Genomic DNA, 20,447 nt, shown 5'->3' with positions numbered 1-20,447 from the left:
CACGTCGCGTGTGCGTTACCTTGACCAACACCTTTCGTCAACCTAACGTTGACACATGAGGGTTGGGCGGTCGACACTGAAGCACGGGATCTCCCGTACGGATGTGGAACATGCCTGGACCAAGGAACATGCCTGGACCAACGCCTTAAGACTGGTCGAGTACGAGTACGAAGGAGAGGAGCGACTCCTGGTCATCGGTCCAGCAGTTGACGCCACCTTGCTCGAGCTGGTCGCGGTTCCTGCCGCAGAGCCAACCCGGATCATTCATGCCGACCGCCTGCGACCGAAGTTCTACGACTATCTGAGGTGATGACGTTGTCCTCCACACTGACGCACGCTCACGACACGACCGGCCTTGAGACTCTCGATCCAAGCAGCACGCCCGCCCGCGACGCCACGCACTTCCGGGCGATCATTGCCGCGAGTCAGCGGGTGCATGACGCCGAGGTCGAGCTGCATGCCGCGGTCGCTCGAGCTCGGGAGGCCGGCGACTCCTGGACTGTGATCGGAGCCGCTCTCGGCGTGACCCGGCAGGCTGCGCAGAAGCGATTCGGGCACTCGGCCTGAACATCACCGAAACATCTTCGGACAACAGCATGAGGGGCTGCACCAACCATCTCGGTTCGTGCAATCCCTCCGCTATTCCGGCGTGGTCGTGAGCGACGCCGTCGGAGAGCCTTCCCCGGTCACTCGGGGACGATGCTCACCAGCTTGGGGGCCCGGATGAAGGAATCGGCAAAGGCTACTGCGCGACGGCACTGTACCTCTGACGAGCAGCCTCTCCACTAGTTCCGATCGCCTCACCGACCTCACGCCAGGACAGCTGTTGCTCACGGGCCGCATGCACCGCTTCAGCAAGCTCACGCTCAGCCGTGTCACGGCGCCACGCCGCAAGCTTGACAGCCATGATCGGTGGCAGCGGGGCATCCTGGTCGCCGGGCTTCGGGTCGTAGTTCTCGAAAGCATCAGCAAACTCATCTGCACGAGCCGTGATGTCTGCGATGGAGCGTCGAGTCATCGTGATTCACCTCAGATACTTGGATCGGGCCGGGCGCATGGCGTGTGCGATAGCAATGACACCGTGCCATCCGATGTCTCCCAATGTTTCAAATATGGTGGACGACGCCGTCGGAGAGCCTTGCCCGGTCACTCGGGGACGATGCTCACCAGCTTGGGGGCCCGGACGATCACCTTGCGCACGCCGCGCCCGTCCAGGGTGCGGATGACGCCGGGGGCGGCCAGGGCCAGCCGCTCCAGCTCGGCCTCGGAGATGTCGGGGTCGACCTCGAGGCGGTCACGGACCTTGCCCTTGACCTGGACGACGCAGGTGACCTTGTCGGCGGCCAGCAGGGACTCGTCGGTGACGACCGGGAAGTCCTCGTGGGCCAGGGAGTGCTCGTGGCCCAGGCGCTTCCAGATCTCCTCGGCGATGTGCGGGGCCACGGGCGCCGTCATGAGGACGAGGGCCTCGACGGCCTCGCACGGAACCTCGCTGAGCCCGGTGAGGTGGTTGTTGAGGACGATGAGCTTGGCGATGGCCGTGTTCAGGCGCATGCCCTCGTAGTCCTCGCGCACGCCCACGATCGTCTTGGCGACCAGCCGGCGGGTGTCCTCGTCGGCAGGGTCGTCGACGACTGTCAGCTCACCGGTGGTCTCGTCGACGACGTTGCGCCACAGGCGCTGCAGGAAGCGCTGGCTGCCAGCCACGGCGCGGGTGTCCCACGGGCGGTCGGCGTCGAGCGGCCCCATGCTCATCTCGTAGACGCGGAAGGTGTCGGCGCCGTATGCCTCGTACATGTCGTCGGGGGTGACGATGTTCTTCAGGGACTTGCCCATCTTGCCGTACTCGCGGCTGACCGGCTCGCCCTGCCACAGGTAGGTGGTGGTGCCGTCCTCGGCGGTGACCTCCTCGACCTCGTCGGCGGGCACGTACTGGCCGCGAGCGTCGGTGTAGGCGTAGGCCTGGACGTAGCCCTGGTTGAAGAGCCGGTGGTAGGGCTCGGAGGAGGAGACGTAACCGAGGTCGAACAGGACCTTGTGCCAGAAGCGGGAGTAGAGCAGGTGCAGGACGGCGTGCTCGACACCGCCGACGTACAGGTCGGTGCCGCCGGAGGTGTTGCCGGCCTCGGGCCGCGGTCCCATCCAGTAGGCCTCGTTGGCCGGGTCGACGAGCGCGGTCTCGTCGGTGGGGTCGATGTAGCGCATCTCGTACCAGCACGAGCCGGCCCACTGCGGCATCGTGTTGGTCTCCCGGTAGTAGGTCCTGGGGCCGTCGCCCAGGTCGAGCTCGACCTCGACCCACTCGGTGGCCTTGCCCAGCGGCGGCTCCGGGGAGGAGTCGGCGTCGTCGGGATCGTAGGAGCGCGGCGAGTAGTCAGTGACCTCGGGCAGCTCAACCGGCAGCATCGACTCAGGCAGGGCGTGGACGCCGCCGTCCTCGTCCCACACGATCGGGAAGGGCTCGCCCCAGTAGCGCTGGCGGGAGAAGAGCCAGTCGCGCAGGCGGTAGGTGACCGCGCCGCGGCCGGCGCCCTTGGCCTCCAGCCAGGCGATCATGGTGGCCTTGGCCTCGTCCTTGCTCATGCCGTTGATGTCCAGGTCACCCAGGGCGGAGTTCACGACGACGCCGTCGCCCGTGTAGGCCTGGGTGGACAGGTCGACGCCGTGAGGGTCGTCAGCCGGGCCGATGGTCTGGATCATGTCGACGTCGTACTTGGTGGCGAAGGCGTAGTCGCGCTCGTCGTGGGCGGGCACGGCCATGACGGCGCCGGTCCCGTAGCCCATGAGGACGTAGTCGGCCACGAAGATCGGCACCTGCACGCCGTTGACGGGGTTGATGCCGAAGAACCCGGTGAAGACGCCGGTCTTGACCCGGCCCTCGTCGGTGCGGTCGGCGTCCGACGTCGCCGCCGCCTGTGCGCGGTAGGCGGCCACGGCCTCGGCGGGAGTCGCGTAGCCGCCGGTCCAGGCCTCCTTGGTGCCCTCGGGCCAGGCAGCCGGGACGGTCAGGGCCGCGGCGTCGGCGGCGATCTGGGCCTCGGTGCGCACCGAGCCGGAGGCGTCGAGACCACCCAGGATGGGGTGCTCGGGGGCCACGACCATGAAGGTGGCGCCGAAGAGCGTGTCGGGTCGGGTGGTGTAGACGCTCAGCGCCGCGTCCTGACCGGTCCCCTGACCCGCACTCCGCCCGGCCCCGGGTACGGCGAAGGTCACCTCGGAGCCCTCGGAGCGGCCGATCCAGTTGCGCTGCATGAGCTTGACCTTCTCGGGCCAGTCCACGGTGTCCAGGTCCTCGGCGAGGCGGTCCCCGTAGGCGGTGATGCGCATCATCCACTGGCGCAGGTTGCGCTTGAAGACGGGGTAGTTGCCGCGCTCGGAGCGGCCCTCGGCGGTGACCTCCTCGTTGGCCAGCACCGTGCCCAGGCCGGGGCACCAGTTGACAGGCGCGTTGGAGACGTAGGCCAGGCGGAAGGAGTCGATGACCTCGGCCTGCTCGGGGGCGCTCAGGCTGTCCCAGTCGCGGCCGCCGGGAACGGCGACCTGGCCGGAGGCCAGCTTCTCGCGCAGCTCGGACACCGGCCGGGCCGCGCCCTTGCCGCGGCCGTCACGGCGCGGGGCCTCGGGGTCGAACCAGGAGTTGAAGACCTGCAGGAAGATCCACTGGGTCCAGCGCACGTAGTCGACGTCGATGGTGGCCAGGGAGCGGCGCGGGTCGTGGGACAGGCCCAGGCGACGCAGCTGGCGGCGCATGTTGGCGATGTTGGCCTCGGTGGAGATGCGCGGGTGCTGGCCGGTGGTGACGGCGTACTGCTCGGCGGGCAGGCCGAAGGCGTCGTAGCCCATCGTGTACAGGACGTTCTTGCCGGTCATGCGGGTGAAGCGGGCGACGACGTCGGTGGCGATGTACCCCAGCGGGTGGCCCACGTGCAGGCCCTTGCCGGAGGGGTAGGGGAACATGTCCAGCAGGAAGTACTTCTCCTTGTCCGCCCCGGGGCCGGCCAGGGCGCCGACGGGGTTGTCGGCGTTGAAGGTGCCCTCGGCCTCCCAGCGGTCCTGCCAGGCGGTCTCGATGGAGTCCGCCAGGGCCGCCGTGTAGCGGTAGGGGGTGTCGGACTCGCCCGGTGCGGTTCTCTCTGACATCGCGGCAGCGCTCTTTTCCTACTCGTGCTTCCTGGTGCTGGGACACAGCCTATCTCCCGGCGGGAGCGGCGCCCGACGACGACCAACCCGCGGGCGGGCGAGACCGGTCACGTCAGCCGAGCGCGGCGCATGCCTGAGCGATCGAGGCCCCGCACTCCAGCCCTACGCCTAGCCCTGCTCCTGGGCCGACGTGTCGGCCAGGGCCCTGAAACGGTTGAGGGCACCTTGCTCGCCTGCCAGTCGGCGCCGGTGCCGGCTGATCCGTTCCTCGACGACGTCGAGCTCATGGCGCAGATTGGGGCACATGGTGACGGCAACCGCACGGTTGTCGCCAGTGACCTCCACACAGTCCAGGTAGCGTCGTGCGGCGGCGACGCCGAGGCCGGTGGCCAGGATCGGCCGGATACGGGCGACGACGTCGAGGTCCTCGAGGCTGTAGTCCCGGTAGCCGGCCGAGGTCCGCGCGGGCACGAGCAGCCCGGCGTCCTCGTAGTGCCGCAGGGAGCGGGGGCTGACGCCCGCCCGCTTGGCGAACTCTCCGATACGCATGAGTGTCTGCTCCCTCCTTTCCGGATCTCGATGCTTCTGCTTGACCTTGCCACTGGTGTGAATGCTTAGCGTTCTGGGGTATGGACCACGCTACAGAACATCACCTCGTCGACACAGTAGACGGTTTTGACAGAGTCATCCTCGTCCACGGATTCGGCGCAGAGCCACGCGACCACTGGTTCCCGTGGCTCGCGCGGAGCGTTCACAATGTTGAGATACCGCGACTCCCCTGCCTGGAGTCTCCGGAGGCTTCGACCTGGGCAACGATCTTGGCCGAGAGAATCGAAGCGTCGCTGAACGGGCCGACAGGCCTGACAGGGCTCGTGATTGTGACGCACAGTCTTGGCGGACTGACCGCACTGCGGGCGATAGAGCAGGTTGTCGCACACAGCTCGCCGGTGGGTGGTAGGGCACCACATCTGGCAGCCTTTGTCTCCGTCGCCCCCTTTGCGCAGCAGCTTCCGCCGACGGGAGATGCCGATCTTGATCATTTTCTTGCCAGAGGACTCAGCGGTTTTCTCGACGACGCACGCCCGTGTGAGCTGCGTCCGTTCCTGGGCCATACCACCGTCATTCACTCCGATGACGACCCACTCGTCCCCCAGGCGGCTTCGCAGGAATTCGCCGCTGAGATCGACGCGGATGTCGTCACCGTTCCCGGTGCCGGCCATTTTCTGGCCTCCGACGGCGTTACCTCCCTTCCACAGGTCGTTCGGGCACTTAATCGCATGGACGCCGACGGCATAGGGACGCTCGGGGAGTGAGAAAGCCGGTCCCATCTCGACAGACAACACGGCTCCTACCTGCCATCCCTTACGTCACTCGACTGCTTTCCCACATGAGCCTGCCCCCTATCACTCTTCGCCGGTGCCAACTCGGAGGGACCCGGACAACATGACGAACGCAGGGCGCCGACCCGCTGATGAGGTGCAGCTCTCGTCAGCAGCGTAGCCAGGAGGCCCTGGTCCAGTTCTAAGTCTCTCAAGCAGCACCCAGCGCAGTTCGGGTCAAGGAGCCTGAAAGCCTCTGGAGTTTCGACTTTTGCCCTCATTTCAGGCGATTTGAGACGCTCGTTCGGGGTGCGGGTGGTGGTGGGTGGGGCTATACTGTACATATGTTCGATCGTGGTGTGCTTCCCTGTGACCCGGCCGGTGTGCCGGGTGGGGTGGGCGCGCCCGCCGGGGCTGCGGGCCCGAGCCCGCAGCCGGTGCCGGTGGGGGATGTGGCGGGTGTGCTGGCGTCCCTGGGGGCGGGTGGGGTGCTGGCCGGTGTGGTCGAGGGTCTGCTGTCCCGCCTGCTGGTGGACACCCAGGGTCCTGACGGTGAAGGCCCCACCGCCGCCGACGACGCCGACGGCGCTGATACTGGCGCTGGCTCTCAGGGCCCCGGCACCGCCGGGGCGGACTTCACCGGCGGTGCTGATGACGCTGCCGGTGCCGGTGCCGGTGCCGGTGCTGGTGGTGGTGGGGTGGCTGCGGGTCTGTTTGCCGGTGAGCCTGGCGGTGATGCGGTTCTGGTGGGTGCTGCTGAGCGGTGCCGGGTCCTGGGGGTGGAGGAGGCCGCCTCCTCGGGGATCATGGGCCTGGGGGCCGGGGGGGCTGGGGGGGGTGCCCCTATGTGGTGTGTCAAGCGGCGGTGGGTAGTTTCGTGGCTGGTTGGGGGTCGTAGAGTGCGCCGTTGCGGATCATGGCGTGCAGGGTCAGGATGCGGCGGTGGGCCAGGGCGAGGACGGCCTGGTTATGGCGTTTGCCCTGGTTGCGTTTGCGCTGGTAGTAGGCCCGGGAGACGGGGTCGGAGCGCAGTGAGGCGAAGGCGGACAGGAACATGGCGCGCTTGAGCCTCTTGTTGCCGCCGTGGGAGACGTGCTCACCACGGATCGATGAGCCGGAGCGACGTGTGACAGGAGCGAGCCCGGCGTAGGAGGCCAGCTGGGCTCCGGCGTCGAAGGTCTTGCCCAGGGTCTCGGCCAGGAAGACGGCTGCGGTCCTGACCCCGATCCCGGGCATGGAGGTCAGGACCTGGTAAAGAGGGTGGGCCTGCACCAGGGTCTCGACCTGGGCTGCGACATCGGCCCGCTGAGCGTGCAGGGAGATGAGCTGCCTAGCCAGGTGGGGCAGCACCACTGCGGCGGCGTCGGTGCCGGCGACCACCACGGTCTGGTGCTCCAGGGCCGAGACGATCTGGCCGGCCCAGGTGGCGTGCCGCCTGCACCCGTGCTTCTTGAGCCTGGCGTCAATCCTTGCCTTGCCCGCTCGCTTCAGATCGGCTGGAGTGGGCCAGGCGGCGACGACCTCCAAGACGGCGTCGTGCTCCAGCCAGGGCCCCACCACGGCCTCGAGGGCGGGGTGGATCTGGGTGTACAGGCCCCGGATCCGGTTTGCGGTCTGGTTGACCTGGCGGGCCAGGTCCAGGTCGAAGCCAGTCAGCATGCTCAGCGCCGCAGCCTCTTCCTCCGAGGCGCTGACGGCTCTCAGGGTGTGAGGCATGGTCCTGGCTGCGCCGGCGATGACGGCAGCGTCCTTGGCGTCGGTCTTGGCGCTGCCCGGCGTCAGGTCAGCGATGCGGCGCATCGACAGCCCGGGCAGGTAGCCCACGGTGATGCCCATGTCCTGAGCCACCGCCACCGCCAGGGCCCCGATGGTGGCGGGCTGGTCGACCACCACCAGCACCTGCCCCTTTGCCTGCAGGCGCTGGTAGACCTCACGCAGCCGGTCCTCGTCGTTGGGCAGGGCCCTGTCGAGGACCTTCTGCCCGTCCCGGCTCAGGGCCGTGGCCCAGTGCTCGCTCTTGCCGACGTCGATGCCGATGAAGACGTCGATGTCCTCGATATCCATCTCTCCTGCCACCTCTCGCTGCATGGGTGAGGGTCAGCCGGTGGACGACCGGTCCCGCACCCACGTTACGAAAGACCTCACACGCAGCGGGTCGTTCCCCTTATCAGCGGTCACCAGCGCCCGGCTGCCGCGGGTGACAACACCCCCCGGATCATTAGAAGACAGGGGCAAGACATCATGCCCACAGCAGCTGGCCCAGCCCCGGACCACCCGGGACCACCAACAAGGTAACGGGCTGGGGGAGCTGGTGGCGGCCTGCCGGCGCCTGGCGGCCTGGGCCGCCTGGGGTGAGGCCCTGGCGGCGGCCTGCCTGACCAGGTGCGAGGAGCTGTCGACCCACCCCGGACAGTGGGGCCCAGCAGGCACCGTGTCCCCCGTGGTGGGCTATGACGAGCGGCGCTTGAACACCACCTGCCTCCTTTCGGCCCGCCTCGGAGTCTCCCGCACCCGGGCCGGGCAGGTCATCGACCACGGCACCGCCTTGATGAGCGCCGGTTTCGGGCCGGTCGAGGCTATGGAGCGCTGCGGGGTGCTGGACTCAGCCAAAGCCTGCCTGGTAACTCGTCGTCTCGAGGGGGTGCCCGCCCCGGTGGCCCTGGAGGTTCAAGAGCAGGTGCTGCCCCAGGCGCCCCGGCGCAGCGTCGCCCAGCTGGGACGCGACATCGAGAGAGCCCTTATCCGTCTTGACCCCGACGGTCACGCCGAGCGCGCCCAGGCCAACACGAGCCGTCGGTGTGTGTCGCGCCCTCAGGCCCGCCGGTGAGGGGGTCTGCCGGGTGAGCATGCTGCTGCCGGCCATGGACGCCCTGCTGCTGGACGCCACCCTGGACGCCATCGCCGCCAGCGCACGTGCCACCGGCGAGAGGCGCACCCTGGCCCAGCTGCGAGCCGACGCCATCACCAGCATGACCCTGGCCACCCTGCGGGCCAGCCAGCAGAAGGACTCCTCAGCGCCTTGAGCTCCCTGGTGGGATCCACCAGCCCCTGGTGGAGACCCTCACCCACCGGGCGCCTGCCCCTGCCCAACAACATCCGCATCAACGTCACCGTCACCGTCCCCCTGACCAGCCTGGTACCACCAGCAGACCCCACCAGCAGCGGCGGCGATCCTGGCGGCGGAGACGGCGACAGTGGTCCCGGTGGCGGTCCCGGTGGCGGTGGTCTTGCAACCGCGCCTGAGCTCACCGACCGCGAGTCGCCCACCACCAGCAGCAGGAGGCTGCCCACCTCTGGTGGGGTGCCTCTTGCCGCGGCCAGGACCGTGAGCCGCCACGACCGCTCCCCGGCGGCCTCTACTGGCAGAAGCCTGCCCACCACCAGCAGCAGGAGACTGTCCGCCACCGGTGGCAGGAGCCTGCCTACTTCCGGGCGGGGCGTTCCTGCTGCCCCAACCTCTTCGGTGCCCTCCCAGGGGCCCACCTGCCTCGTGCGGGCCGTCGAGGCCGAACCCGCTGCCGGATCCGTTGACCGGGTTCCTGTCGCAGTGCCCACTGGGACTGCCCCGCACGCGACAGCACCCACGCCTACGCAGGCCGCCCCTGTCACCGGGGCTGCCACCACAGCCACCACAGCCACCGAGACCACCAAGCCCACCAACGCCACCGGGCTCACTGATCCCGCCAACGCCACCGAGGTCACTGACCTAGCTGAGCCCGCTGACCCCGCCGAGGTTGCTGAGGTCTTGATCGGTGCCCACGGTGCCGCGGTGCCGGCGGCCACTGCCTGGTGCCTGGCGGCTGGGGGCACCTGGAGGCGCCTGGTCACCGACCCGCTCAGCGGCACCGTCATCGACGTGGGCCGCAGCCGGTACCGTCCCCCGGCAGGCCTTGCCGACCTGGTGCGCGCCCGCGACCACTCCTGCGTCTACCCCACCTGCCAGACCCCCGCCCAGAGGTGCGACATCGACCACCTCACCCCCTGGAGCCAGGGCGGGACCACCAGCCTGGACAACCTGGTCACCCTGTGCCAGACCCACCACCGCCTCAAGCACACCCCCGGATGGGCCCTGACCCGCAACGAGGACACCGGGGTGCTGTCCTGGCACACCCCCGACAAGACCGTCTACCAGCGCCACCCCGACGCCACCATCAACCGCCTCCCCAAGAAAGTCGGACCGCGCCAGCACTACCTCCCCGGCGCCCAGGTACCCACGACCCTGAGCAACCAGATCAGCCCCGAGATCATCGACCGGCTCAACACCGCCCTGACCAACACCCACAGCACCAACAACACCAACGACACCAACAGCCCGCTCCGGCTCACCACCCGAGGCCCCACCCCCGGCCAGAAAGCCGGAGACTACGAAACCACCCCCTACCCCCACGCCACCCACACCCTCGGACCCGCACCCCTCATCGACCAAGCCCCACCCTTCTAACCAGACCGGCGCCAAGAGCTGCAGGTGCTACGCGAGCGCGGCGCTGTCCATCCTCGCTGGGACGAACTCGCCCCAGCCGTCCTCGACGAGACCAGCCCGCAGACGCTCCATAGCGGCGTCGAGCTCGGGCCCCTCGGGGTGGCGGGCAGAGGTGAAGTACAAGTCCTCCTCGGAGCGGATCGGCAGCACATGAACGTGCAGGTGGTCGACCCCGTAGCCCGCCACGACGAGCCCGGCCCTAGGCGCATCGAAGACGCGCACCTGCGCGGCCCCGATGCGCTTGGCGACCACGGACAGATGCGCCACCACGTCGTCGGGCGCGTCAATGTAGGAGTCGACCTCGACGCGAGGAACCACCAGGACGTGCCCGTCGGTGTGCGGCTCGATGGTGGCGAAGGCGACGCAGACCTCGTCCGCCCACACGAAGCGGCCGGGGATCTCGCCATTGATGATCTTGGTGAAAATCGTGCTCATGGCCCTATTGTCCCCCAGCCTCGCACGGATCCGTGCAGGTCCCGGTGCCTGTCAGGCCAGCAGCCACAGGGAACCGTCGGGGATGATCGCCTCCGGCGACTCCCCGGGCACCGCAACGCGTGAGGCCTCCGGGTCCAGGAGGGCGATGACGGTGGCCCGCCTCCGCTTGCCGCCTTCCACGGCCGGCGCCACGGTTCCCCGGTCGCGGATGCGCACCCGGCTGTCCAGTCCGATACCGGCCCGCCTGAGGCGACGCAGCGTCTCGGTGTCGTCCTGGATCCGCCCGACGACGCCGTCGGAGCCCACCGGACGGGTCTCCAGGCGCACCAGGTCGGGAATGATGAGCCAGCCGTCCGCGGTGGGGATCGGGTCCCCGTGCGGGTCGCGGGTGGGGTGCCCCAGGACGGCGTCGAGCCGCTCCAGCAACCGCTCGGAGACGGCGTGCTCGAGCTCCTCGGCCTCGGCATGGACCTCGTCCCAGCCGAAGCCGAGCTGGGTGACCAGGTAGGTCTCCAGGATGCGGTGACGACGAATCATGCCCATGGCTCGGCGTCGCCCCTCCTCGGAGAGGGTGACGGCCTTGTAGGGCTCGTGGACGAGCAGCCCCTCCTCCACCAGGCGCGCCACGTTCTCCGAGGCGGTCGAGGGCGCCACCTCCATGCGCTTGGCCAGGCCGGTGATGGAGGCACCCGCCCCGTCCCACTCACAAGCCGCCCACACGACCTTGAGGTAGTCTTGCGTAACGGTCGAGTCCCCCACCACCGAGGGCCTCCAGGCGGGCCTGGTCGAGGCCGGCCGACCCACGGGCGGCGTCACCCGAACAACCTTGTCAACTGACTTCCGAAGGCGATGATGATGGTGAGGACCACCGCCAGGTACATCGCAGCCGTGACCCACCAGCGGGCCTTGAGCAGGTCGAGCGCCAGGTTGTCGCGCAGCCCCAGGTGGCCGCCGGCCGCGGCCCAGGCCCAGGAGTGGGCGGCCGCCGGGATAGTGACGGACCAGATGACCATGCAGAAGGGGCAGAGCTTGCCGAAGGTCATGATGGAGACGGTCAGGAACCAGATGACGAAGGCGATTCCGCCCAGGCAGCCGGCGCTCAGCCCCCACCATATCCAGCGCGGCAGGCGCGCGCCACTGAGCAGGACCGCGCCGATCGCCGCCAGGGCGCCGAAGGCGATGGCCCCGATGAAGGAGTTCGGCACTCCCAGGAGGTTGCCCTGCCACACGTTGAGCGAGTCGCCGCAGGACACCAGGGGGCTGACGTCGCAGATCAGCTCCGCGTTCGGGTTGCGCAGCAGGTCGAGCTGGGAGCTGATGAGCTCCCAGCAGGCGACAAGACCGATGAGCGCGCACACGATGAGCAGCCAGCCGAAGCCCCGATCGGCCCCGGAACGGCGCAGCCAGGCCGGCCGGTCGGCCGATCCCTCGTCCGTGTCGCGGCGGGTGCGCCGGTCGAGCTCCTGCCCGGGGGCGGACCCCAGGTAGGCCTCGAGCTCGGCCTCACTCATCTCATCGATCTCGGCATCTGTGGGCATGCGCGACATCGTCAGTCTCCTCACCGGTGGTGCGTCATCAGTTCTTCTGGGCGTCGTGGGGTGATCAGGGTGCGAGCGTATGCCACAAGGGGCCGTCTGCGCCCTACCCGTCCGAAAGATCGGCCTGGTCCTGGGGCTCGGCGCCCTCCTGAGGCTGCGCCGCATCCTGGCTCTCCGCGCCCTCCTCGGAGTCGGCCGGCGCCTCCCCTGACGTCTCGGCCGGCGCCGTCTGCGAAGCCGATGCCGACGGGTCGGGTGTCGAGGCCATGGTCGCCGTCTCCTGGCCCGGGGCGATGCCGGGGACCGACCGCCAGGCCCCCACCGTCACCGAGGCGTCGGGGTGGAGAATGACCGCGCGCCAGGCCACCAGTGCGCCGGTGGAGTCGAAGGACATCACGTGGAGGAAGGCGTCCTCCGTCACGGAGCCCAGCGAGGTGCCGCCCTTGCCGGCGCCGGAGATGATGCCGGTCACGGGCCTACCGGTCTGGGGGCTGATCGCCGTGGTCATCCCGCGCTCGGCGTGGACGTGCCCGGCCAGGAGCAGCGGCGCGCACCCCTCCTTCATGAGCGGGTCGAAGGTGGCCGGCTGGTGGATGAGGACGACGTTGACCGGTGTGCGCCCGCAGGTCACCTTGGCCAGACGGGCGGCGATCTGCTCGGTGGTCTCCCCGCCGCGCGGCTTGGTGCCGGCCGTCGTCGTGCGCTCGGCGTCGTCGTCTCCGAGTACCGAGATGCCGGCGACCCTCTGGACCGAGCCGTCGGTGACGGTCCAACCCTGGGAGCGCAGGCGGGCGGCCGTGGCGTCGGAGTCGTGGTTGCCGATCGTGGCGATCTTCGCGGTCGAGCTCGGGACCGCCTGGGTCAGGGCGTCGACGCACACGCGCTCGGGGTCGGAGCCGGTCATGGTCAGGTCCCCGTCGTCCATGTGGACGTCCGCGCCGGAGAGCTGGTCGAGGACCCCGGAGAAGGCGATGACGTCGAGGTTGCAGTGCAGGTCCGTGGTGAGCACGGCCGTCTTACGGCCGCGCTCGGGCACCGAGCGGGCGCCCGTCACCGGCGGCGCCGTGACCGAGGGGGTGGCCGAGGCCGACGGCGTTGCGGTGGGTCCCGGGCCCTCGGGGGGTTGGGGAGCCTCATCCTGCGGTGCGGGGGCGGCCTCCACCAGGGTCTTCGCGGAGGCCGCCTTGAGCCGGGCCTGAAGGTCCTCGGTGTCCACCTCTCCGTCGGCGGCGGTGACGTCCACCAGGCCGTCGGTCTGCTCGGAGGCCTTCCAGGCGGCGCGCAGGTTGGTGTCGGCCTTGGCGTAGAAGTCATTGTTGGTCTCGACGAAGGAGCGCGCCTTGGGGCCGTAGGCGGTGACGACGTCGGCGATGCGTCCCGAGAAGCGGGCCTGGGCCAACGGGGTCCCCTCCAGCACCGACAGGGTGGAGCCGTGGACAGTGGTCGTGCGCGTGGCCGGGACCAGGAGGGAGGCCACGGTGGCCACAGCGGCCGAGACCGCCACGGTCGTCGCCCAGCGGTGCGAGGCGCCGGCGCGGACCGTCTCCCGCAGAGGCTTCGTCGGCGCCAGGCGCCAGGCGGCCACGCAGCACAGGAAGATCGCCTCGACGACCCCGGCCCGGCGCAGCGCGTCCCCCGCCAGGCCGTAGAGTCCCTGCCGGATCGTCAGGTCGGGATGGGAGACGAGCGAGAGGTAGGAGGCCGCGTCGGAGGACAACGACTGTCCCACGCTGGCGGTGCTGGCGGCGTCGGGGACGGGATCGCCGGGGATCTCGCCCAGGACCACCTTGACGCCGAGGACCCCCGCGGGTGATTCCATCGAGGCGGTTCCCAGTGGCCCGAGGTCCAGGGTGACGGTGGAGTCCAGGGTCGTCGACCAGGTCGCCTCGTGCGGGCCGACCGGTGCCGAGGCCGTCGCCGTGGACAGTCCCAGGAGGAGGGAGACCAGGCTGGAGGCCAGGATCATCGCCGTCGTACCGATGACCGTGCGGGTGCCTGAGTGACGTCGGCGCCACCAGGTCCGCAGTGACAGCACCACCGTGAGGGCCAGGGCGCCGCAGCGGCGGGCGGCCGTCAGCAGACCGGAGCACAGGTCGGCGGCGCGATCGGCGAGGCCGGGACCGATGTCGGCACCCGTGTCAGCGTCGGAGCCGGTGTCTGTACGTGCCACGGCCCGCCTCAGAGACGGGCGCCCAGCGAGACCTGGGCGGCGTGGTCCTCACCGCTGTGCTCCTGGGAGGCGATGAGGCTCGCCAAGGAGGTGACGTAGGTGACGGTGTCCTGCCACCCGCCCACGGCCTGGCAGGGAACGCCCAGGGCCTTGACCGGGTAGTCGTTGCCCTCGGGGTCCATGCGGTCGCCGACGAAGAGCATCTCCTCCAGCGCGATACCGGTCACCTCGGCCAGGCGCTTCATGCCGTAGGCCTTGTCCACCCCCTTGAGGGTGATGTCCACGCTCGTGGACCCGCCCGAACGCACCTCCAGCTCCGGCAGGAGCGGGGCGACGGCGTCGCGCAGAGCCGCCTTCCTCTCCCCCGAGGGGTCCCAGGCGCGCTTGGCCTCCAGGGGGGCGTCCTGTCCCAGGGCGGAGAAGGTGATCTGGCTGCCGCGGTCCTCCAGGATCTCTCCCCAGGTCCTCTCCTCCCACAGGCCGAGCCGGCGGGCCTGGGCCTCGACGATCTCGAAGCCGGTGCGGACCTGCTCGGGCGTGAGGTCGTTGGCGTAGACCAGCTTCCAGGCGTCGGCGCCCCGCCCGTCCTGCGAGGGGTCGTAGGTGTAGTACCGCGTGCCGCAGGTGGGCATGAGGTGGAGCCGGGAGAGCTCGTCGGCGTCGGCGTCGAGGTGGGCCAGGACCTGGTCGCGGAACTGCCCTATCTGTCCCCCGGAGATGATGCAGACGGGGACGACGTCGAGCAGCCGCCTCAGCGCCGTGGCCATGGCCGGTGGCATGGCCGACTTCGAGGGTGCCAGCGTGTCGTCGAGGTCGAAGGCCACCAGACGGGGCAGCGCCTGAGGGCTCACATCAGTCTGAGTCATAGGCGTATTGTGGCCCACCCGCCTGGAAACCGGCCGAACCGGGCCCCAGGCGGGTGGTGGAGTCAGTCTCTCTTCTCCGTGGACGGGAGCCGTTCAGTCGGCCTGCTCGGGGTGGAGCATGTGCTCGCGGGCCCGCGCCGAGGCCTCCGCCCGGGCATCACGGTCCTCCCGGCGTCCGCGCGAGATGAGCGCGGTGATGGACACCGCCAGGCCGCCCCAGATGATGACGATGGCGAGCAGCATGATGAGTACGGCGGTTCCGGTCATCTCAGTCCTCCTCCGGGGAATCGGCCTCGAGCCTGAGGGACTCGAACTCATCCACCGGGGTCTTCCAGGGGATGAGAGTCATGACGGCGGTGCACAGGGCGACCAGCAGGAGCATCCCCCAGCCGAAGACCATGACGAAGCCGTTCGAGTACGACTCCGGGTCGTACCCCTCGGACAGATAGGTCCACAGGGTCTGGAGGAACATGTAGCCCAGCAGGACGGGGACGACGACACCGACCAGGACGCGCCACCACATGCCGACCATCCGCGACTCGGAGACGGCGTTGAGGTGGTCCTGGAGGAGCCTGGCGCGCCGCAGGACCCAGGCCACCGCCACGCACATGATGATGGCCGAGGCCACCACCCCGATGTTGTTGATGAAGGCGTCGACGACGTCGAGGTCCGGCAGGCCCGAGCTGGTGGCGAACAGGACGAAGGACACGACGGCCGCGGGGATGCCGACGACGAGCGAGGCCACCTTCGGAGTCAGACCGAGCTTCTCCCCGACACCCGCGGCCACCACCTGGATGATGGAGATGAAGGAGGTCAGTCCCGCCATGGCGAAGGAGGCGAAGAAGAGCACTCCGAACAGCGCGCCTCCGGGCATCTGAGCGATGACCGTGGGGAAGGTGACGAAGGACAGGGACGGGCCGGTGATCTTCATATCGCTCAGCTCGATGCCCTGGGTGTGCGCCATGAAGCCGAGGGTGGCGAAGACGCCGATGCCGGCGAACAGCTCGAAGGAGGAGTTGGCGAAGCCCGCCACGAGGCCGGTGCCCACCAGGTTGGAGCGACGGCGCTGGAGGTAGGAGGCGTAGGTGAGCATGACGCCGAAGCCCACTGACAGGGAGAAGAAGATCTGGCCGAGGGCCGCCATCCACACCTTGTAGTCCAGCAGGGCGGACCACTTGGGGGTGAACAGGGCGTTGAGCCCCTCCCCCGCGCCGGGAAGCATGAGGGCGCGCACCACGAGGGCGGCGAACATGAGGACCAGCAGCGGCAGGAAGATCTTGTTGGCCCTCTCCACGCCTCCGCTGACTCCCAGGGCGGTGACCACCAGGCCGAAGGCCCACACGAACAGCAGCGGAAGGGCCACGCCCATGACGAGGGTCGGTGAGTAGCCGACCTCGGAGCCAAGGCGGTCCATGCCGATGTAGCGCTCGAAGAAGCCTCCGGCGTCGTCGCCCCAGGCGATGTTGAAGGAGAAGAACATGTAGCGCAGGGACCAGGCGACGACCACCGCGTAGTAGGTCATGATGACGAAGCAGATGAAGACCTGGAACCAGCCCAGCCACTCCAGCCTGGTGGACATGCGCCGGAAGACCGCCGGCGGTGAGCCGCGGAAGCGGTGGCCCAGGGCGTAGTCGAGGAAGAGGATCGGCAGCCCCGCCGCCAGCAGCGCGATGACGTAGGGGACGATGAAGGCGCCCCCGCCGTTGGTGTAGGCCACCCCCGGGAAGCGCCAGATGTTACCCAGCCCGATCGCCGAGCCGATGGCGGCCATGAGGAAGCCGAGCTGACCGCTCCACTGCTCGCGCGGAGGCGCCTGAAGAGACTCGCTCTCCCCTGTCTTGGAGGTCATGAGCCACCTTCCGTGATGTCACAAACGAAGGCGACCCGCTGGCCGCCTTTTCCTGCGGATCGGTCGCAGGCCCTTTTGTCGCTGGACGCTAGTCCCAGTGACCATCATGTGTCGCCCGATGTCCACGATGCGGACGTCAACCAGGGTGCCGCTCTGTCGTTTCTCACGCGACCTGTGCCACACTGAACGCTGCCCCATCGCCGACACGCCCTCCCGAGAGGAACCCCATGGCCACCCCTCACATTGCCGCAGAAGCAGGCGACTTCGCCCCCGCCGTCCTCATGCCCGGTGACCCCAGGAGGGCCCAGCGCATCGCCGAGACCCTCATGGACGACGCCCGCCTGGTCACTGACGTGCGCGAGATGCTGGGCTTCACCGGAACCGTTGACGGCAGGCCGCTGAGCGTCATGGGCTCGGGTATGGGGCAGCCCTCCTTCACGATCTACGCCACTGAGCTGTTCAGCCAGTTCGGGGTGGAGCGGATCATCCGAGTGGGCACCGCCGGCGGCATCTCCCCGAAGGTCAAGGTCGGCGACGTCATCGTGGCCACCGGCGCCCACACGGACTCCTCCATGAACCAGCTGCGCATCCCGGGGGTGAACTTCTCCGCGGTCGCCGACTTCGGGCTCGCCCGGGCCGCCTACGAGGCCTCGCTGACCGAGCAGGCCGGGGTGGACGGAGCAGTCCACCTGGGTACGGTCATCTCGCGCGATCACTTCTACTTCACCCCCGAGGGCCAGACCGAGGCACTGGCCGCCTACGGGGTGCTGGGCGTGGAGATGGAGGCGGCCGCTCTCTACGGCGTCGCCGCCGAGTACGGCAGGCAGGCGCTGGCGGTCCTGACCGTCTCCGACCACCTGCTCGACCACTCCGGCGACATGAGCGCCTCCGAGCGCGAGACACGCTTCGCAGGCTCCCTGTGCCTGGCCGTGGCCGCCGCGCACAGCTGAGCTCGGGTGAGCTCAAGCGCAGGCACGGTCAAGTCCTCTCACCACAGGACGGGGCACAGCAGACAGGCTCCCCTCCTCCGTGAAGGCGTGCCTCACCTGCGGGGAATAACGAAAATAGATGGCACACAACCCAGTATTCTCGCCAGGGGCGCACACTCGCCGAGCCGCGCTCGATAAAACAGAGAAACGTTGATATTCCAACGTTTTGCTATATTGGGTGAAGCAGGCCAGGCTGTCCTTCGTTGCCGGGGTACGGGCTCGGATTTACGTTATTCATGTCCGCAGCGCACGCCCGCTCGAAAGGAAGAGCATCATGTCCGTCACCCAGATCGCCTCCTGCACCACCACCTCCTGCGCCTTCAACAACGGGGGCTGCACCGCCTTCGCCATCACCGTCGGTGGTGACAACGGCGCACCGGCCTGTGACACCTTCATCAGCCTCGACGCCCGCGGCGGCCTGCCCGTGGCCGAGGGGCACGTGGGTGCCTGCCAGCGCCTCGAGTGCGTCCACAACAAGGACCTCATGTGCACGGCCGAGGCCGTGAGCGTCGGCGGCGACACCGCCTCCTGCAAGACCTACGAGGTTCGCTGACCGGAAGGATCTCCAGCTCGAGCGGCTGGGGACCAACGGGGGTGCCACCGTGCGGTGGCACCCCCGTTTCGGTCTCTACGGTCAGACCCGGCGAGACGTTGAGGTCAGGGACGGGCCAGGCGCTGCGGGAGCGCCTGGGAGGCGAGCCGTTCCAGAGTCGGCCCGACCTCTGCGGCGCCGGTCAGGGCCTCCGGGAAGGCGACCACCAAGGTGGTGACCTCCTCGCCGGTAATGGACATGAGGGTCACTCCGTGGGCGTCGACGTCAACGCACAGGGTCCTGTCCCACAACGTGGGGCACACGCCGACGGCGGGGCGAGATGAGCAGGTCCAGCCGGGCATCTGTCCCTCGCGCACGGCCTCGCAGACGGCGCGCAGTCCCAGCTGCCCGACCGCACTGACCGCCTCGTGGGCGTCCATGACCTCCTGGGGGCTCCAGGAGGGAGCGGGCGCGGCACCGGCATCGACGGAGCCGACGTCGAGAATCTCCTCGATGTCGTGGCTGGAGACCCCGGAGACGCAGTGGAGCATGACGCGCTCGCAGGAGATGACGCCCAGGCGCCCACCAGGGCCCGAGGCGATCTCTCGGACACGCTCGAGCGGGTCCTCGCCGACGATGGCGCAGTGGCAGGCGGAAGTCCGCGAGGAGGCCAGGACGAGGGCGCGGTCCTCACCGTCGACCCAGGTCAGGCTGCCGAGCAGGTGGGCGGTGGCGGCCGTGATGCGGACACCGGGCTCGGCGGCGTCGAGGGTGATGTCGAGTCGCACGTCGACGGCGACGTCGTCGGGCGCGATGGCCAGCGGGGTACCTTGAGGCGGGCAGGCCGCCACGAGGATCTGGCCGTCGGCCCGCATAGCGTGGGCGACGAAGGCGGCGGGCGCGGAGGGGTCGATGCGGTAGGCCGTCACCGCGGCGCTTCCACTGCCGGCCAGGAGACGCCTGGCCATGCGCCGAGCGCGCTGCATGATGTCGGGAACCTGAACGGACGTCACGCGCTTACCTTCCTACCTTGTCGCCGCACGTGGGAGCGGGGTGCTCCCGGCAACATCTGAAGGTGAGGCTACCCTCAGACTCCCTGGGGGGCTAGTTCCTCGCGGAAGCCCACACGTGGAGCGCGTCTCAACGGACCAGCCCGGGGAAGAGGTGCTGGATCCCGACGACGATCATCTGCACCGCGATCGAGGCCAGGATCATGCCCATGAGGCGGGTCATGATGGTGCGCATCGTCATGGACAGGCGCGCGCCGATGCTGGAGGAGAAGTAGAGGACGACCCCGAGCGCCACGAGGACGGCCGCCAGCGCGGCCGCCACGGCAGCATGTCCGCCGATTCCCCGGGCCTGGGACTGGATGACGATGATGGTCGCAATCGTCCCGGGGCCTACGAGGATGGGGAAGGTCATGGGATAGAAGGCGACGTCGTTCCCGCCGTCGGCCGCATCGCGCTGCTTCTTCTCCTGCTTGCTCCCCTCGTGGGCGCTGGAGCCGCTGCCGTTGAGCATGGACAGGGAGATGATGAGCAGCACGATTCCGCCCGCGATCCGGAAATCGTCGACGCCGATGCCGAAGAAGCGGAGGATCGCCGCCCCCAGGAGCAGGACGACGGCGCACATGACGGTGGAGGAGATCGTCGTGCGCACTGCTGTGCGCCGCTGGGTCGCGGTGTCCTGGTCCTGGGTCAGGCTCAGGAACAGCGGAAGGTTGACGAAGGGGTTCATGATCGCGAAGAAGGCGCCCAGAGCCTTGACCAGTACGGCAGTAGTCATGTCCGGCATTGTGCCGCACGCACCTGCGCACGAGCAGGTAGAAGACAAAAAAGCCCTCGCCTGAGTGGCGGGGCCTGATCATGAGTCTTGTGGAGCTAGGGGGATTCGAACCCCCGACCTCTTCCATGCCATGGAAGCGCGCTACCAACTGCGCCATAGCCCCGAGATGGGTGCTCCACCCGGAGAAGGATCCGAGTGGTTCGTGGAGCTAGGGGGATTCGAACCCCCGACCTCTTCCATGCCATGGAAGCGCGCTACCAACTGCGCCATAGCCCCGTTCGGGCGTCGCTCGCGTGCGGCGACGCGGATAACTGTATGAAGATCGGCCCCGCCAGGGCAAATCC

Annotated in this window: 18 protein-coding genes, 2 tRNA genes and 1 pseudogene; 6 read left to right on the top strand and 15 right to left on the bottom strand. The window is 69.0% G+C overall.

Going from position 1 to position 20,447, the window contains the following annotated elements:
- Nucleotides 1-103: 103 nt before the first annotated feature.
- Nucleotides 104-310, top strand: a complete 207-nt coding sequence (locus EL340_RS02285; protein ID WP_232023184.1) for a hypothetical protein — start codon at nt 104-106, stop codon at nt 308-310.
- Entirely contained in the window at nt 310-567 is a 258-nt protein-coding gene (locus EL340_RS02280) for a hypothetical protein (protein ID WP_126413237.1), read from the top strand. The genes EL340_RS02285 and EL340_RS02280 overlap by 1 nt, the downstream gene beginning before the upstream one ends.
- A gap of 175 nt (nt 568-742) precedes the next feature.
- On the opposite strand, the gene EL340_RS02275 is transcribed toward EL340_RS02280, so the two are convergent.
- From EL340_RS02275 to EL340_RS02265, 3 genes are all read right to left on the bottom strand, one after another.
- A complete protein-coding gene (locus tag EL340_RS02275; protein ID WP_126413236.1) occupies nt 743-1,018 on the bottom strand; it encodes a hypothetical protein in 276 nt (91 codons plus the stop codon).
- A gap of 128 nt (nt 1,019-1,146) precedes the next feature.
- The gene (locus EL340_RS02270) at nt 1,147-4,140 is read right to left on the bottom strand and encodes a leucine--tRNA ligase (protein ID WP_126413235.1); all 2,994 of its coding nucleotides are present in this window, start codon (nt 4,138-4,140) and stop codon (nt 1,147-1,149) included.
- Between the two features lie 168 nt (nt 4,141-4,308).
- On the bottom strand, nt 4,309-4,689 hold the full coding sequence (locus tag EL340_RS02265) for a MerR family transcriptional regulator (protein WP_126413234.1): 381 nt from the start codon (nt 4,687-4,689) through the stop codon (nt 4,309-4,311).
- Nucleotides 4,690-4,769: 80 nt separating this feature from the next.
- On the opposite strand from EL340_RS02265, the gene EL340_RS02260 reads away from it, so the two are divergent.
- Nucleotides 4,770-5,453 (top strand): RBBP9/YdeN family alpha/beta hydrolase, encoded by a 684-nt coding sequence (locus EL340_RS02260; RefSeq protein ID WP_126413233.1) that lies wholly within the window; start codon nt 4,770-4,772, stop codon nt 5,451-5,453.
- An 861-nt stretch (nt 5,454-6,314) separates the two neighbouring features.
- Here EL340_RS02260 and EL340_RS02255 read toward each other — a convergent pair.
- Entirely contained in the window at nt 6,315-7,523 is a 1,209-nt protein-coding gene (locus EL340_RS02255; protein ID WP_126413232.1) for an IS110 family RNA-guided transposase, read from the bottom strand.
- Nucleotides 7,524-7,755: 232 nt separating this feature from the next.
- Between EL340_RS02255 and EL340_RS02250 the strand changes: the two are divergent.
- Nucleotides 7,756-9,900 (top strand): annotated as a pseudogene (locus tag EL340_RS02250) (DUF222 domain-containing protein); the annotation flags it as partial.
- Nucleotides 9,901-9,927: 27 nt separating this feature from the next.
- Here EL340_RS02250 and EL340_RS02245 read toward each other — a convergent pair.
- From EL340_RS02245 to EL340_RS02215, 7 genes are all read right to left on the bottom strand, one after another.
- Nucleotides 9,928-10,374, bottom strand: a complete 447-nt coding sequence (locus EL340_RS02245; protein ID WP_126413231.1) for an HIT family protein — start codon at nt 10,372-10,374, stop codon at nt 9,928-9,930.
- Nucleotides 10,375-10,425: 51 nt separating this feature from the next.
- Entirely contained in the window at nt 10,426-11,136 is a 711-nt protein-coding gene (locus EL340_RS02240; protein WP_197722372.1) for a metal-dependent transcriptional regulator, read from the bottom strand.
- Nucleotides 11,137-11,186: 50 nt separating this feature from the next.
- Complete coding sequence (locus EL340_RS02235) at nt 11,187-11,921, bottom strand: vitamin K epoxide reductase family protein (RefSeq protein WP_126413229.1); 735 nt, start codon at nt 11,919-11,921, stop codon at nt 11,187-11,189.
- A 94-nt stretch (nt 11,922-12,015) separates the two neighbouring features.
- Nucleotides 12,016-14,082, bottom strand: a complete 2,067-nt coding sequence (locus tag EL340_RS02230; protein ID WP_126413228.1) for a metallophosphoesterase family protein — start codon at nt 14,080-14,082, stop codon at nt 12,016-12,018.
- 8 nt (nt 14,083-14,090) lie between these two features.
- On the bottom strand, nt 14,091-14,948 hold the full coding sequence (locus EL340_RS02225) for an HAD hydrolase family protein (protein WP_126413227.1): 858 nt from the start codon (nt 14,946-14,948) through the stop codon (nt 14,091-14,093).
- Nucleotides 14,949-15,041: 93 nt separating this feature from the next.
- Complete coding sequence (locus tag EL340_RS02220; protein WP_126413226.1) at nt 15,042-15,215, bottom strand: methionine/alanine import family NSS transporter small subunit; 174 nt, start codon at nt 15,213-15,215, stop codon at nt 15,042-15,044.
- Nucleotide 15,216: 1 nt separating this feature from the next.
- Nucleotides 15,217-16,797: a sodium-dependent transporter gene (locus EL340_RS02215; protein ID WP_126413225.1), complete on the bottom strand. Its 1,581-nt coding sequence runs from the start codon at nt 16,795-16,797 to the stop codon at nt 15,217-15,219.
- Between the two features lie 227 nt (nt 16,798-17,024).
- Between EL340_RS02215 and deoD the strand changes: the two genes are divergently transcribed.
- Together deoD and EL340_RS02205 are read left to right on the top strand one after the other, a co-directional pair.
- The gene (deoD, locus tag EL340_RS02210; RefSeq protein WP_126413224.1) at nt 17,025-17,747 is read left to right on the top strand and encodes a purine-nucleoside phosphorylase; all 723 of its coding nucleotides are present in this window, start codon (nt 17,025-17,027) and stop codon (nt 17,745-17,747) included.
- A 313-nt stretch (nt 17,748-18,060) separates the two neighbouring features.
- Nucleotides 18,061-18,339: a DUF1540 domain-containing protein gene (locus EL340_RS02205; RefSeq protein WP_126413223.1), complete on the top strand. Its 279-nt coding sequence runs from the start codon at nt 18,061-18,063 to the stop codon at nt 18,337-18,339.
- A gap of 104 nt (nt 18,340-18,443) precedes the next feature.
- Here the strand turns inward: EL340_RS02205 and EL340_RS02200 are convergent, their stop codons facing one another.
- From EL340_RS02200 to EL340_RS02185, 4 genes are all read right to left on the bottom strand, one after another.
- Complete coding sequence (locus tag EL340_RS02200; protein ID WP_126413222.1) at nt 18,444-19,331, bottom strand: hypothetical protein; 888 nt, start codon at nt 19,329-19,331, stop codon at nt 18,444-18,446.
- A 127-nt stretch (nt 19,332-19,458) separates the two neighbouring features.
- Nucleotides 19,459-20,103, bottom strand: coding sequence for a MarC family protein (locus EL340_RS02195; RefSeq protein WP_126413221.1), 645 nt, complete (start codon nt 20,101-20,103; stop codon nt 19,459-19,461).
- A 90-nt stretch (nt 20,104-20,193) separates the two neighbouring features.
- Nucleotides 20,194-20,266 (bottom strand) — tRNA-Ala (locus tag EL340_RS02190).
- Between the two features lie 40 nt (nt 20,267-20,306).
- Nucleotides 20,307-20,379 (bottom strand) — tRNA-Ala (locus EL340_RS02185).
- Between the last annotated feature and the right edge of the window lie 68 nt (nt 20,380-20,447).

This window comes from Actinomyces viscosus (assembly GCF_900637975.1).
GTDB classification, from domain to species: domain Bacteria; phylum Actinomycetota; class Actinomycetes; order Actinomycetales; family Actinomycetaceae; genus Actinomyces; species Actinomyces viscosus.
This window is presented reverse-complemented; position numbering and strand designations above follow the sequence as displayed.